This window comes from Thauera sp. WH-1 (assembly GCF_047806685.1).
Taxonomy (GTDB): Bacteria; Pseudomonadota; Gammaproteobacteria; order Burkholderiales; family Rhodocyclaceae; genus Thauera.
The window spans coordinates 50,184-63,085 of sequence record NZ_JBLQGP010000009.1; the positions used below are offsets into that span (position 1 = coordinate 50,184).

At 73.2% G+C, this 12,902-nt stretch carries 9 protein-coding genes; all 9 read right to left on the reverse strand.

What is annotated here, in order from left to right; all coding sequences use genetic code 11:
* Position 1 precedes the first annotated feature (1 nt).
* The 9 genes from ACMV5O_RS10690 to ACMV5O_RS10730 all read right to left on the reverse strand — a co-directional run bounded on the left by ACMV5O_RS10690 (position 2) and on the right by ACMV5O_RS10730 (position 12,894).
* A complete protein-coding gene (locus tag ACMV5O_RS10690) occupies positions 2-1,714 on the reverse strand; it encodes a hypothetical protein (RefSeq protein ID WP_416163448.1) in 1,713 nt (570 codons plus the stop codon).
* Between the two features lie 85 nt (positions 1,715-1,799).
* A complete protein-coding gene (locus ACMV5O_RS10695) occupies positions 1,800-3,278 on the reverse strand; it encodes a hypothetical protein (RefSeq protein WP_416163449.1) in 1,479 nt (492 codons plus the stop codon).
* Complete coding sequence (locus tag ACMV5O_RS10700) at positions 3,275-5,758, reverse strand: hypothetical protein (protein ID WP_416163450.1); 2,484 nt, start codon at positions 5,756-5,758, stop codon at positions 3,275-3,277. The genes ACMV5O_RS10695 and ACMV5O_RS10700 overlap by 4 nt, the downstream gene beginning before the upstream one ends.
* Before the next feature lie 43 nt (positions 5,759-5,801).
* Complete coding sequence (locus ACMV5O_RS10705) at positions 5,802-7,553, reverse strand: baseplate J/gp47 family protein (RefSeq protein WP_416163451.1); 1,752 nt, start codon at positions 7,551-7,553, stop codon at positions 5,802-5,804.
* A gap of 7 nt (positions 7,554-7,560) precedes the next feature.
* Positions 7,561-8,025, reverse strand: a complete 465-nt coding sequence (locus ACMV5O_RS10710) for a hypothetical protein (protein ID WP_416163452.1) — start codon at positions 8,023-8,025, stop codon at positions 7,561-7,563.
* Between the two features lie 5 nt (positions 8,026-8,030).
* Entirely contained in the window at positions 8,031-8,423 is a 393-nt protein-coding gene (locus ACMV5O_RS10715) for a PAAR domain-containing protein (protein ID WP_416163453.1), read from the reverse strand.
* Between the two features lie 21 nt (positions 8,424-8,444).
* Positions 8,445-9,089 carry a phage baseplate assembly protein V gene (locus ACMV5O_RS10720; RefSeq protein WP_416163454.1) on the reverse strand — a complete coding sequence of 215 codons (645 nt, stop codon included), beginning with the start codon at positions 9,087-9,089 and terminating at the stop codon, positions 8,445-8,447.
* Positions 9,086-10,171, reverse strand: coding sequence for a hypothetical protein (locus tag ACMV5O_RS10725; RefSeq protein ID WP_416163455.1), 1,086 nt, complete (start codon positions 10,169-10,171; stop codon positions 9,086-9,088). The genes ACMV5O_RS10720 and ACMV5O_RS10725 overlap by 4 nt, the downstream gene beginning before the upstream one ends.
* The gene (locus ACMV5O_RS10730; RefSeq protein ID WP_416163456.1) at positions 10,168-12,894 is read right to left on the reverse strand and encodes a M23 family metallopeptidase; all 2,727 of its coding nucleotides are present in this window, start codon (positions 12,892-12,894) and stop codon (positions 10,168-10,170) included. The genes ACMV5O_RS10725 and ACMV5O_RS10730 overlap by 4 nt, the downstream gene beginning before the upstream one ends.
* Positions 12,895-12,902: the final 8 nt, after the last annotated feature.

The window sequence follows — 12,902 nt, forward strand, 5'->3', positions numbered from 1 at the left end:
CTCAGCCTCCGCGCTGGCGCAGGTTGTTCAGGCGTACCACCGAGTTCAGGTTGCTGTCGACCGTGTTGATGCGGTCGGTAAGCGTGACGCGATTCTGGTCGAAGCCGGCAAGGTCGGTGCGAAAGCGGGTGAGGTCGGTCGAGAACTGGCCGTAGCGGGTATCGAACTCGTTGAGCCGGCCGTCGATCTGGGTGTAGCGCGAGTCGAAGGTGGTGTAGCGCGAGTCGAAGTCCGTGTAGCGGGCGTCGAAATCGGCGTAGCGGGCATCGAACTGCGCGTAGCGCGTGTTGAAATCGGTGTGGCGCGCCTCGACGACGAGACGGTCTTGGCGCACGCTGGTGGCGATCGTCTGCAGCTCCTGCATGTGCCGGTCGACCAGGGCGGCCTTGCCGTCGATGTCGGTGGCCAGCGCGCTGAGGTACTCGAAGCGGGCGAGGTTGCCCTGGGCGACCGCGTCGATGCGGACATCGAGTTCGCTGCGCGTGCTGTCGGCCAGCGTGAAGCCGCCGAGCGAACGCGGCGTGAGACCGCTGGCGGCGACGCCGAGCTGGCGCACCACCTCGTCGCGCACCGCCGGCGCCAGCGCCTCCACGCCGGCGCCGAGAAAGCGGTCGACCGTCTGCGTGACCTGCTGGCGGCCCAGCCATTCGGCGGCGCGCCCGGCGTGGCTGGCGAGGTGGGCCTGGCCGAGATTGAGCAAGCGGCCCAGCATCTGGCTGCCGCCGGCCCCGCCCTCGGCGGTGGTGGCAGCCAGGCTTCGCGCCAGCGCGTCGCCATCGGCGAGCAGCTCGGCCATGAAGCTCAGCCAGGGGCCGACCCAGTTGATCCAGGTCAGCGTGCGCACCGCGCGCGCGAGGCTGGTGCCACTGTCCTCGTCGGCGAGCGCGTCGGCCTGCACCAGGGCGCTGTCGGCCGGCCAGGCCATGCGCCAGCGCCCCGGGTTCACGCTGTCGAGCATGGCCTCGCGGTGGTCGCGCACATGGAGGTCGATCGCGCTGCGCAGGCTGTAGCTGCGGTCGCGCAGGTATTCCTCGGCGATCGCGCGCAGGGCCGGCGCCAGTTCGAGCGGGTGGGGCGCCTGCGGGTCGAGGCGGGCGAGCGCATGCTCGAGCGCGGCCTGCTGGTTCTCGGACAGCGGTTCGGACGGCGGGGTGAGGAGCTCGAGCTCGGCGGTGCCGTCGGCGCCGCTGAGCACGGTCACCGCCTGGCCCTCGAGGCGCCGGAAGCCGTACATGTAGACCAGCCGTCCGAGGCCGCACTGCACCGTCACCGGTACGCCGGCGCGCGGCGTGCCGCCGCGGTCGCTCACGCGCAGGCGCAGCGTGCGCGGCTGCCCCAGCCAGGCCGCCTGCGGCTGGACCTCGATGCTGACGCCGAGGCCGGTCTCGGCCTGCGGGGCGAGCGGGGCGCCGCCGTAGAACAGCTCGATCCAGCGCAAGGGGTCGAGCCCGAGCGCGGCAACGCAGATCTCGGTGAAGCGTTCCGGCCCGATCAGGCGGATCGCGCGCACCTGCACGATGTCGGTGAACTGCCCGCCGAGCGCCGCGCGCGCATCGAGCAGGCGCTGGCCGAGGCGCAGGCCGATGTCCGGCTCGCCCGGGAACTCGATGTCGCGGTCGAGCTGGGCCGGGCTCGTCGCCCGGTTCAGGAAGTCGAGCACCTGCGCCGCCTGCACGGCAGAGAGGTCGCTCGGTTGCAGATAGACGATCGGCATGGCCCTGGAGATGGTTCGCCTAGGAGTGGGTTGGCCGCGGGTCGGGTTGGCCTCGGTTCGCGCGCGGTGTCGGGGACGCGGGCCCTCAGCGGATCTTGCTCGCCAGCCCGCTGAGCGAGGTGTTGATCGCGTTCAGGCGCGAGCCGAGATCGGCCACCTGGACGACGTCGATCTTGTTGATGCCGTCGCCGAGCGAGCGCAGGCCGGCGCTGATCTCCTTGCCGGTCTGCTCGGCGGCCCTGACGCGGTTCTCCAGCACGGTGACCGCCTGCTTGGCGGTGGCGGCATCGAGCGCGGTGTCCTGCGCGGCCTTTGCGGTCTGGCTGACCTGCTGGGTGATACCGGCCTGGCGGGCGTAGCCGCCGGCGACGCCGGTGTCGGCGGAGCCGGTGGCGAACTGCATCTGCAGCGCGCCCTGCATCATCGCCTTGCCGTGCTGGATCAGCGTGTCGTTGCCGGGGTTGATGACGCTGGCCGCCTTCTCCAGCGCCTTCATGTCGCGGATGCGCCCGAGCACGCCGGTGTTGAGCGCCCGCTTGTCGAGCTCGCTGACCATGCGATGGACCAGGTCGGGCACGCGGATGTTGAGCTCGAGCAGGCGCGACCAGTCGGGCAGCACCGGATCGACGGTCTCGATGTGGCCGAAGGACCAGTTCGGAATCCACTCGCGGAAGTTCACCTGGATGGTGGCGACGCCGCGCGTGGGGTCGGGCGAGGTGGCGACGGCATCGGGCTTGGCGAAGGCCATCACGGTGGCGCGATAGTTGCGCCACTCGCCGGGGCTGACGACGATGCCGCCGATGATGCGCCCGCCGGTGTACTGCTCCAGATAGGTGTCGGCGAAGCCCCGCACGCTGTGGTTGCCCTCGTACATCGCGCTGATCGAGCGGAAGGCCATCTGCGCCTCCGGATCCTGCGGCGAGGCGGCCTCCTGCAGCACCCGCATCACCGTCTTGCCGCTGCTGCCGGCCTGGGCCTGCAGCACGCCGGCGAAGGCCGCCTCGGTGCTGGCGGCGATGCCCCTGGTGAAGTGCGAGCGCAACTGCACGCGCACTTGGCCGGTGTTGTTGAACTGCACCGCGAGCGCGTTTTCTTCTGCGTTCTCGCGCACCACGAAGCCGGGCGCAGCGCGCAGCCGGCCCCAGGTGGTGACGATGTCGAGCCAGGGGCGGGGCTCGGGCAGCGGACTGCCATCGAGCGCGGTAGCGGTGAACACCAGCTCGGCGACCTGGCCGACCAAGTAGTTCTCGCTCGTGGTGCTGACCCTGAGCAGGTAGTTCTCGCGCAGCGGGGCGGTTTCGGCGTCGATGCGCGCGACCACTTCGTCCAGGCCCTCGAGCGGTGCGACGCGTGCTTCCAGCGCGGCGATCGCCGCCTGCAGGTTCGTCGCCAGCGTGGCGACCTCGGCCTGCAGGCCTTGCAGCCCGGTGTCGAGGGCGTCGATCTGCGCGCCATAGGTGTCGAGCACGCTCACCAGTGCATTCCAGTCCTCGGCCCGGATCAGGTGGCCCGGCGCCTTGCCGCCGAGTCCGGCGACGATTGCCATGGCTTGTTCCAGCGTCATGATGTGCTCTCCTTGACGATTCTGCCTTCGACCATCAGTTGCAGCGGCACCCCGGCCGGACGGGCGCGCTCGACCAGCTTCCACACCCGCTCGATCAGCGCCGGGTCGGCGGCGGCGTCGGGGTCGGGGAGGCACAGGCGGAGGCGGATGCCGACCGCCGGGCCGTCCGGCAGCAAGGCCCATAGCCGCGCCGAGGGCGGGTAGCTGAAGGCGAGGTGGTCGAACTGGCCTTCGCGCTCGGCATCGGCGAGGAAGACCGGGTCGCTGCGGAAATGTCCTGGTAGCGCGGCCTTGCGTGCCGGCGCCGGAAAGAGCTGGCCCTCGGTGGACCACCAGTGGCTGTCGCCGGGCGGCGGCGCCGCGCCGGGTGCGAGCTGCAGGTAGCGCCAACGCTCGTCGCCACGCCCGCTCGGCGGCGGTAGCAGGGGGGCGATGCCATCGACGACGCGCAGCTCGTCGGGCTTGACGCGCAGGCGCAGCTCGGCGGGCGGCAGCTCGGCGCTCGCGCTGAAGCCACCTGTGGTGGCGTCCCACTGGCCGAGCTCGGCGCGCACGCCAGGGGCGAACAGCAGGGCGGCGACGCCCTCGCCGGCTCCTTCGCCGCCGGTGCCGGCGCGGCGGTCGGCCAGGCCGGGGTCGGCGAAGCGCCGCTGCGCGGGATCCCAGCGCAGCCAGCGCGCCTGCTCGCGGTCGAAACGCCAGTGGCCGCGCGGCGTGCTGGCGAAGTCGCTCGGGTAGGCGGTGTCGGCGCGGCCCTCGGCGATCCAGGTGCCGGCCTCGATGTCGTGGCGCGCGAGGTCGCGGCCGTCGTAGCGGAACAGGCCGTTGTCGGCGGCGATCCACAGCAGGCTGCGCTCATCCACCACCAGGTTGTGCACCGCGCCGATCAGCTCGGGGAAGGCCTCGAGCCGGGTGCCCTCGCCGTCGGCCACATGCCAGCGCGCGAGGCCGGCCCCGCTGCCCAGCCACAGGCTGCCGTCGGCGGTGCTCGCCAGCGCGGTTAGCGGCGGCAGCGGGCTGTGCAGGCCGGGCGCGGCGGCCGTCTCGGCCTGCCAGTCGGGCAGGTGCTCGGACACCGCGGCGCCTTCGTAGCGCCAGCACAGGCCCTGGCGGAACTGGAACAGCGCGCCGGCGGTGGCGATCAGTTCGCGTCCGGGTTCGACGAGGAAGGCATGGATGTCGAGTCCGGCGTGGCGGCGTTCGAGCGGCAGGCTGTCGCCCGGCGCATCGAGCGCGAGCTCGCTGAGGCCGTCCGCGCCGCCCGCGTACAGCGTCGAGCCGTTCGTCGCCAGCGCGCGCACGGCACCGCCGAAGCCGGCGGCCGCGTGCCAGCGCAGGCCGCCGCTGGCGGGCCACAGCGGGCAGCGGAAGAGCCCGGCAGCGGTGCCCAGCCAGGCCGAGTCGCCGGCGCAGCACAGGGCAAGGTAGGGGCCATCGGGCGCGTCGGTCTCGACCGCGGCGAAATTCGTGCCATTGAAGCGCTGCACGCGCCAGGTCTGCAGCGTGCGCTGCAGGGCCCACAGGCTGCCGTCCGGGGCGGCGGCGAGGCTGAGGATGCGCCCCGCGGGCAGGCTGGCGGCCTCGTGCCAGGGGCCGTTGGCCGAGGGGTCGCGCGCGGCGTTGGCGGCCGATTCGGCCACCGTGGCATACAGGTGGGCGTCACGCGCCAGCCAGCCGCGCCGGGTCGGGGTCAGGCGCAGCGCCTGGTCGGGCGCCAGCGTGCCGGTCCAGGCCAGGCCGATGCCGAGCGGGCGGGCGCCGGGCGTGTAGCGTTCGATCATCGGTGCGGCGGTGGCGGCGCAAGGCGGCTCGGCGGCGATGCCGGCGAGGACGAAGCCGGGCGTCGTCGGCGTGTCGAGCGCCCAGCGCGCGAGCGGGGCGACGCGCTCGCCCTGCTGCACCGTCGGCGGCGCGCTCAGCGCGCGCACCTGGCGCAGCACCACGGCGGGCTCCTCGAGCGCGAAGCGGCTGCGCTGGCGCGCGAGCGGCGCGGCCATGTCCTCGGGCAGGGCGGCATCGACCAGGCGGCGCAAGGCGTCGGGCGTGGTCAGGCCGAGGCGCCAGGCGTCGACGATGTCGGGCAGGCGCTGGCGGTACTCCTCGACGTTCTCGCGCAGGCTGGCCGGCTCCTGCCAGGGCGGCAGGTCGAGCAGGGCGCCCAGGCGGGCGAGGTCGCGCACCCAGGGGTAGCGTTGCAGCTCGGCGCGATCGCGCGGCGCGCGCACATTGGCCGGCGGCAGGCCGCGCTCGGTGCGCTCGGCCTGATAGTGGCGCGCCCACAGCGCGGCGTCGGCGGTGTCCCACCAGTGTGCGCGCAGCACGTGCTGCAGTTCGGCGGCGGCTTCGCCCTGGGCGGCGGCCACCGCGGCCAGCCAGTCGGCGAGCAGGCCCCCTTCGTCGTGCTGCGGGCGCCACAGGCTGGGCAGCAGCGCGAGCAGGCGCTCGAGCTGGTTGGCATAGGCCGGATCGCGTGCGCTCATGCGGGCCTCCATGGGCAGGCGCGGTGCGCGGGGTCGCTCGTGCTCATGGCGCATCCTTGGGCTTGACCTCGACCACCACGCCGGCGAGCGACAGGCGTTCGCCGGTGGCGAGCGCGAAGCCGGGCGCCGTGGGGCCGTCGAGCACCTGGCTGAGGGCGCTCGGGCGGGTCAGCACCCACTGCACGGTGTAGGGGGCGAGGTCGTCGGCGCTGGCGCCCGCCGCGCCGGCGAGCTGCTGCTCGAGCGTGGCGCTGCTCCAGCCCGCATGCGGCAGCGGCAGGATGCGGCTGAGCCGGCTCCAGTCGAGCACGCGCCTGGCATCGTCGCTGGCGTCGCCGGCCTCGGCGAGCTGGTTCAGGCTGGCGATGGCGGCCTCGGTGGCGCTGGCGAGCCTGGCCTGGTCGGGGATGGCGGCGCTGCGCGGGTAGCGCAGCAGCAGGCGCAGGCCGGTGGCGAGCGCCGGGTCGACGATGCGCACCGCGCCCAGCTCGGTCGACAACGTCGCCAGCTTCAGCAGCCCCTGCGCGGCGTCGAGCACGTCGGTGCCGTCGGCGCTGGCGGCGGTGATGCGCACGTCCTCGACACCGTCGACGCCGATCGCGAGCCCGACCAGGCGCGTCAGGCTGCCGTCGCTGGCGAGCGGCAGGCGGGCGAAGTAGTCGGCGTAGCGCTTGCGGATGCTGTCCTGGATTGCCCGCAGCTCGGCATCGAGCAGGCCGGCCGCGGTGCTCAGGCGCAGGTCGAGGCTGATCTTCGCCGGCGGGCTGCCGTCGTGGATCAGGACCTGCACGCCCGCCGGGCGCACGCTGAGGACCGCCTTGTCGAGACGCGCGCGGTGGTCGGGGTCGAGCACGCCCTGCAACTGGATGTCGACGCGGCCGGGCGCGGGCTCGAGGATCTCGGCGCGCAAGCCTTCGGCGGCAACTGCGGCCTCGAGCGCGCTGCGCGTGCCACGGGCCGAGCCGGCGAGGAAGCGGCGGGCGCGGCTGCGCAACTCGTCGTCGTTCTCGTCGCGGTCCTGGCGCGCGGTGGCGGCCGGGTTGGTGACCGACTCGATGCCGGCGATCGGGCGCACCATCAGCACCAGGCTGTCGGCAGCGAGGGCGTCGTTGGCGGCCACCAGGTCGCGCGCCGCGACCTTGGCCGCGGCCTGGCCGTCGACCAGGGTGAGGTCGGCGGTGGTCTCGTATTCGATTGCGCCGTCGGCGGTGGCGACCCGGGTGCCGGCGGGGATGGTGATCTCGCCCGCGGTGTTGCGCGCGCGGCTGAAGCGCAGCTCGCCGCTGTTGCGCCCGGCGCGCACGCGGCGGATGCCGAGCAGGCCCACCACATGGTCGAGCGCGCCGCCGCTGGCGGTGTCGAGGAAGCCGGCGCGGTACACCGTCTCCATCTGCGCGTACAGGCCGGCGGTCTCGAGCGCGACCGCCTCCATCAGCGTGCGCACCACCGAGCCGGGATAGAGGTCATTGACCCGCATCTCGCGCTGGCGCGGCAGGTAATGCACTTCGAAGGCCGTGCCCTCGTCGGGGCGCGCGCCGCCGGTGCGCCATTCGAGCTCGGCGCCGTCGGCCGACAGCGCATAGTCGGCATCGGGCGCGAAGCGGTGGGTGTCGCCATTGCGTGCGCCCCATACCGCGGTGATGCGGTCGACCGGCGGGCGCTCCAGCGCATGGCGGTAGGGTTCGCGCGTGGCCCGCGCCGGCGGGTAGGGGTGGGTCTCGCCGCTCACCCCGCCCAGCAGGCGGTTGAGCAGGCTTTCGGCGACTTCGGGGTAGGTTTTGCGGCGGAAAGACATGGCGTCCTCACACGGCAAGTTCGATGGAGAAGGGGCCGATCGTCACCAGCTCGGTGGCGGCGACCGGCTTCACCCGCAGCAGGACGTCGACCGTGGAGCGGGTGCCGGGCGAGGGTTCGACGCGCAGCTCGGCCACCTTGTCGATGCGCGGCTCGGCCTTCAACGCCTCGAGGATGAAGAGCCGCAGCAGGTTGCGCCGTGGGCCGTCGTTCTCGCGCCCGATCAGCTCATGCACCCGCGAGCCGTAGTCCGGGTGGCCGAGCGCGGCCAGTTCGCCGCGTGGCGTCAGCAGGCGCAGGATCACCGCCTGGGCGAGGTTCTCCAGCCCCTCGCGGGCGACGAAGTCCCACGCCGCGCGCGGCTGCTTCGCCGTCTCGGTGGGGCGATACACCGGACGCAGCTCGCGATGCACCGCATGGATGGCGAGGTCGCGCAGCAGGTGTTCGGTGGGCGGGGGGCGGAAGCTGGGCATGGCGTTCATCCGATCAGCACGCTGCCGCTGGCGATCACGCTGCCGGCGGGCAGGTCGGCGGGGTCGTTGCAGGTCTGCGCCATGTCGCCCATGCGCGCGGCCGCCTTGCCGTTGATGAGCACCGTGGCCGAGCCCGCGAGGATCGTGGCGCTGTTGGAAGGCGACTTCTGGAAGGGGCCGGCGCTGGGAATGTGGCTGGGCGTGTTGGTGGCGGTCGAGTCCTTGGTGGCGGCGGCCTTGCCTTCGATGAACACATCGGACGACAGGCCGCCGTCGATCGTGCCGACGAAGGGGCTGGGCAGCGGCGTCGGCACCGGGCCGCCGGGGCTGGGCACCATCTGGATGTGGATGTCGGTGGCGAGGATGCGGTCGCCTTCTTTCGCGGCTGGCAGGCTCATGGTCGCGTGTCCTCGTGGGCCCTAGTTGATCTTGACCATCGTGCCCTTGAGCACGAGGTTGCCGCCGGCCTCGACCGTGGCGTCGCCGTCGGCCTTGAGGCTCAGCGTGCCGGACGCGGAGATCGCGAGGTCGCCCGCGGTGTCGATCTTCACGCCGCCGCCGCCGTCGATGCTGATCGTGGCGTCGGCCACCTTGAGCCGCATCACCGGGTCGTCGTCCTGCACCTCGAGCTTGAAGCGCTCGCCCATCAGGCTGACGCTGAAGCCTTGCGGCGAGGACTGGCGGATCTCGATGCGCACGCCGCCGTCCCCGGCGTCGGCGCCCGAGGGCAACTGCAGCACCCAGTCGTTCTCGGCGTTGGCGGGCGGCGTGTCGGCCTGGTTGTACAGCGTGCCGCACACCACCGGGCGGTTGAGCGCGCCGCCGACGAAGCTCACCAGCACCAGGTCGCCCACTTCGGGCAGGCTGGCGAAGCCCTTGCGCGGGGTGGCGACGGGCACGTGGCGCAGCACCAGGTCGGTGTCGCGCAGCACCACGTCGGCGCTGTAGGCGGTGCCGTCCGAGGCCCCCGGAAACACCGCCTGCACGGTGCCGATCTCGGCTTGGCGACGGCTGGCGAGTTCGCGCCGGATCATCTGCTGGATGGTGTCGTAGAGCTCGCTCATGCCGGCACTCCCGTCGCCCGCGTGATGAAGCCCTGGCCCGGCGCCAGCCGGTGCGCCACCGCGACCGCCACCCAGTCGCCGTCGCCGCGCCCGCCGGGGCAGTTCTCGAGGCGGAAGGGGCTGGCGATGTCCAGCGCCGGGCAGCCCGGCACGCGGATGCGCACCCGCCCCGCGAGCTTGCCGCCACCGCCGGGCGCGCCGCCGAGCAGCGCCGCGGCCGCGCCGGCGATGCCACCCGGGCCTGCCCCAGCCGCCTCCCCGCCCACTGCGACACCGCCCCCGCCCGTGCCCGGCGCCGGTTTTTCGCCGTCGCTCCAGGCGCCGGAGTGCGCGCGCCCGGTGGCGCCCGGGGCGAAGGGCGTGATCGCGGGGTCGTGCAGGTCGGTCTCGAGCGCGAGCAGGTCGCGCCCCCAGGCCCAGCTTGCCACCGGCTGGCCGCGCGCAGCGTGGGCGTTGAGGCGGCCGTCGGCGTCGGTCCATACCGGCACGCCGGCGGCCGCGCCGAGGCGGGCCATCCACTCCCACAGCGAGCACTGGGCGTCGATGGCGAGGAAGGCAAACCGGGGCCCGGCGTCGAGGTCGCCGACGCGGAGCGGCGCCTCGCCGGCCCACAGCTTGAGCAGGTCGGCGAAGCCCTGGTTCTCGTAGCCGGCGTTGCGCCGCAGCCGCGCCAGCGGCGTGGCCGCCGAGCCCAGCACGAGCTCGAGCACGCCGCTGGCGCCGCCGAGCAGGGTGATCGGGCCGCTGAAGACGGTGGGCGGATCGTCGCCCGCCCCGAGCTGCAGCTTGAGCACATCGCCTGCGGCGAGCGACGGGAAGTCGGTGCGCGGCAGGAAGCGCAGCCGGCAGCAGGACAGCCCGGGCGCCGGCAGCAGCGTGACCTCGGCGCCGATCAGCGCGGTGCTGAGCGGGTCGGGCTGGCTGGGGCCGGTGAGCAGGGCGACGAGCTCGGCACCGAAGCCGCCTGCCGCAGGCGCACCGCCGCCGCGCGAGACCTTGGCGCGCGGCGGCGGCAGGGCGGCGCTGCCCGCGCCCAGGCCAAGCGCACCGCCGAGCGTGTCCATCAGCGCGTCGCCGATCATGGCGGCAGCTCCGTGCTGCGGGTGTTGGCCGAGCGGTACCAGCGCAGTCTGCGCAGCACGCCGTCGCCCGGGGCGTCGGCGAACACGAAGGGCAGGGTGTAACTGCCCAGATCGCCCTCCTGCAGGATGGGGCGCGGTGGGGTGTGGGTGGCTGCGCCCGGGCCGGGACCGGGCACGAGGTGCAGATGCAGGTGGTTGTGGAAGCTCACCCCGGTGCTGCCGGCGCGCATGACCGGATTGCCGCGGCGCACGCGGGTGCCGATGATGTCGAGCGCGGCCTTGCCGTAGAGGGCATTCCACAGCTCGCGCACACCGCCGGTGGCGCCGTGGCCATAGACGGCATAGGTGGTGACCGGGGTGCCGCCCTGGTCGCGATCCTGGTCGTTGATGAGGCTGTCGTGGCGCACGATGATGTAGTTCCAGCTTGGCTTGCCGTTGCGCCAGGCCGCGCCCATCACGGCGTTCGAGGCGGTCCGTGCGGTTGTCTGCTGCGCGCCATCCGGATTGATGTTGTCCGGGATCCAGTCGAAGAAATCGACCACCGTGCCATCGCGGATGGCGAGGATCTCGTCGCCGAAATCGTGCGCGAAGTCGTAGGCGTAGATCTGCGGGAAGCTGTTCCAGCGCGCATGGCTGAAGAAGCCGAGATTGGCCTGGCCGACGTACATCGCGGTGTCGGCCGCGTAGGGCAGGTGATAGGGCGAGCCGGCCTTGTCCGGATAGCCGATGAAGTCGGTGCGCGGGTTGCCCGCCGCGTCCGCATACGGCCTGTCCGCAGGGTCGATGCGCGGGTTGTAGTGGCCGTCGTCGGTGCTGCCGTCGCGCTGGGCGTAGAACTCGACGATGAAGGTGAGGAAGCCGGACAGGGCACCGGAGGCGACTTTCTCGCCGAGCTGGCCCGGGCTGTGGGTGCGTGCGATGGCCCAGGCGAACAGGGTGCCGATGGTGTTGGCGAAGGCGCCGACCAGGGGCGCGCAGGGAAACATCCAGGGGACGTAGAGCGGACCGAAGGCGGCGCCGCCGTCCTTGCCGAAGGGCAGCCCATAGTCGTCGCGCGGGATCAGGCCGCGGAAGCCGAAGCCGATCACCAGATTGACGAGGCCGATGACGGCGTCGGCACGCTGCCAGTTGGCCGGACGCAGGTCCTCGCCCGCCGACGGCGGGCCGCCCGCGCCGGTCTGGTTGATCAGTGTGAACAGCGACAGGAACAGGTCATTGACGCCCTGGGTGGCGCTGCTGATGGTGTAGGCCGACAGCGCGTCGCCGCCGATCAGCGTGAGCCATTGCAGGAAGCCCAGCCCGGCCGTGGTCTTGGTGTGCACGCCCTCGAAGGCGCCGCCGAGCACGGTGAGCATCGGCAGCAGCGAGGAGAACAGCCAGGTCGAGCCCACGCCCCAGCCGAGCGAGCGGCTGATCAGCGAGGGCAGCGGCGCGCCGCCCGCCCCGCGTGCGATGCCGTCGGTCCAGTGCCACAGCCACAGCGGGATGTTGCAGGCGTACTCGCGCTCGCCCTGGCCCATCTCAACGGCATGCCAGAAGCCGGCGGCGAGCTTCTGCAGGATGGCGCTGGCCTGGGTCCAGCCCTCCAGGAACTCGGGTGAGAATGCGCCGAAGCTGAAATGCTCGCGGCTCGGCGGGCCGGCGAACTGCGGCGCCGCATGCCAGGCGAAGGGGGTGTCGGCGCGGTGCAGCACCGCGTCATCCAGCCCCGCGCGGCGCAGCGTGAGGCACTTGCCGTCGGTGCTGAGCCAGACCTCGTCGCCGGGATAGCCGGGCGTGACAAGCTGCAGCAAGCCGATGCCGGCGCCATTGGAGAAACCCTGGCGGTGGCGCGCGTACAGCCAGGACGCGTACCAGCAGTATTCCCCGTCCTGGTCGCGCGTCGGCGCGCCGTCGGCGCGGGCGCTGGCGCGGCTGCCGCGACGGCCGGCCGAGGACGCGGCAGCGGGAGCGGCCGTACGCGGCTGGGGGCTGCGGGCGCTGCTGGCCGCCGCACGGCTGATCTCGGCGAGCAGGCGCAGCACCGCCTCGATGCGGCCGAGCAGGCATGGGGCCTGGCCGGAGAGGGCCGGCAGCGGCGTCTCGCGCAAGGCGCGGATGAGGAGGGCGGTGAGGCGGTCGACGTCCAGGTCCAGGGTCGGGAAGCGCGGATAGACCTCCTCTTCCAGGCGGGTGAGCAGGCAGGCGAAGCTCTCGCGCACGGCGCGCATGGCCGCGCTGGCGCCCTGTGGAGGCGTGCGCAGTTCGGCGCGCACCTCGCCGAGCATGACCAGGAAGTCGGCGCGAAAGCCCGCCTGGCTCAAGCCCAGCGTGTCGGTGAGGATGCGGCTGGCGCGCTGCAGCATGCTGCGGATCTGGGCGTCGGACAGCAGCCCGGCGAGCGGTGCGAGGCGCTCCAGGCCGTCGGCGATGCGCTCGAGCAGGTCGGCGGCAGAGGCCGGCGGCGGGCCGCTGGCGAAGGCGGCCAGGGGCGTGGTGAGCGGCTCGATCAGGCCGCGCAGCTCGGTCAGCGCCTGCGGCAGGCGGGGGCCGAGCCGCCTCAGCACGCTGTCGGCAAAGCGCTGTCCGGCGGCCTCGAAGGCGGGCCGGATGGCGTCGGCCGCGGCTGGGTTGAGGCTCAGCAGATGGGCGAGGGCGACGATCTCGTCGGCGATCTCGTCGCCGGCGCCGCGGCCCTGCATGCGGCTGAGCATCTGTGGCTGGATCAGCAGGGAGCCGAGCATCGTGCGGT

Bases quoted from the DNA above. Each gene is read 5' to 3' on its own strand.
- ACMV5O_RS10690 (WP_416163448.1), bottom strand. From the start codon at position 1,714: ATGCCGATCGTCTATCTGCAACCGAGCGACCTCTCTGCCGTGCAGGCG.
- ACMV5O_RS10710 (WP_416163452.1), bottom strand. From the start codon at position 8,025: ATGCCCAGCTTCCGCCCCCCGCCCACCGAACACCTGCTGCGCGACCTC.
- ACMV5O_RS10705 (WP_416163451.1), bottom strand. From the start codon at position 7,553: ATGTCTTTCCGCCGCAAAACCTACCCCGAAGTCGCCGAAAGCCTGCTC.
- ACMV5O_RS10720 (WP_416163454.1), bottom strand. From the start codon at position 9,089: ATGAGCGAGCTCTACGACACCATCCAGCAGATGATCCGGCGCGAACTC.
- ACMV5O_RS10700 (WP_416163450.1), bottom strand. From the start codon at position 5,758: ATGAGCGCACGCGATCCGGCCTATGCCAACCAGCTCGAGCGCCTGCTC.
- ACMV5O_RS10725 (WP_416163455.1), bottom strand. From the start codon at position 10,171: ATGATCGGCGACGCGCTGATGGACACGCTCGGCGGTGCGCTTGGCCTG.
- ACMV5O_RS10730 (WP_416163456.1), bottom strand. From the start codon at position 12,894: ATGCTCGGCTCCCTGCTGATCCAGCCACAGATGCTCAGCCGCATGCAG.
- ACMV5O_RS10695 (WP_416163449.1), bottom strand. From the start codon at position 3,278: ATGACGCTGGAACAAGCCATGGCAATCGTCGCCGGACTCGGCGGCAAG.
- ACMV5O_RS10715 (WP_416163453.1), bottom strand. From the start codon at position 8,423: ATGAGCCTGCCAGCCGCGAAAGAAGGCGACCGCATCCTCGCCACCGAC.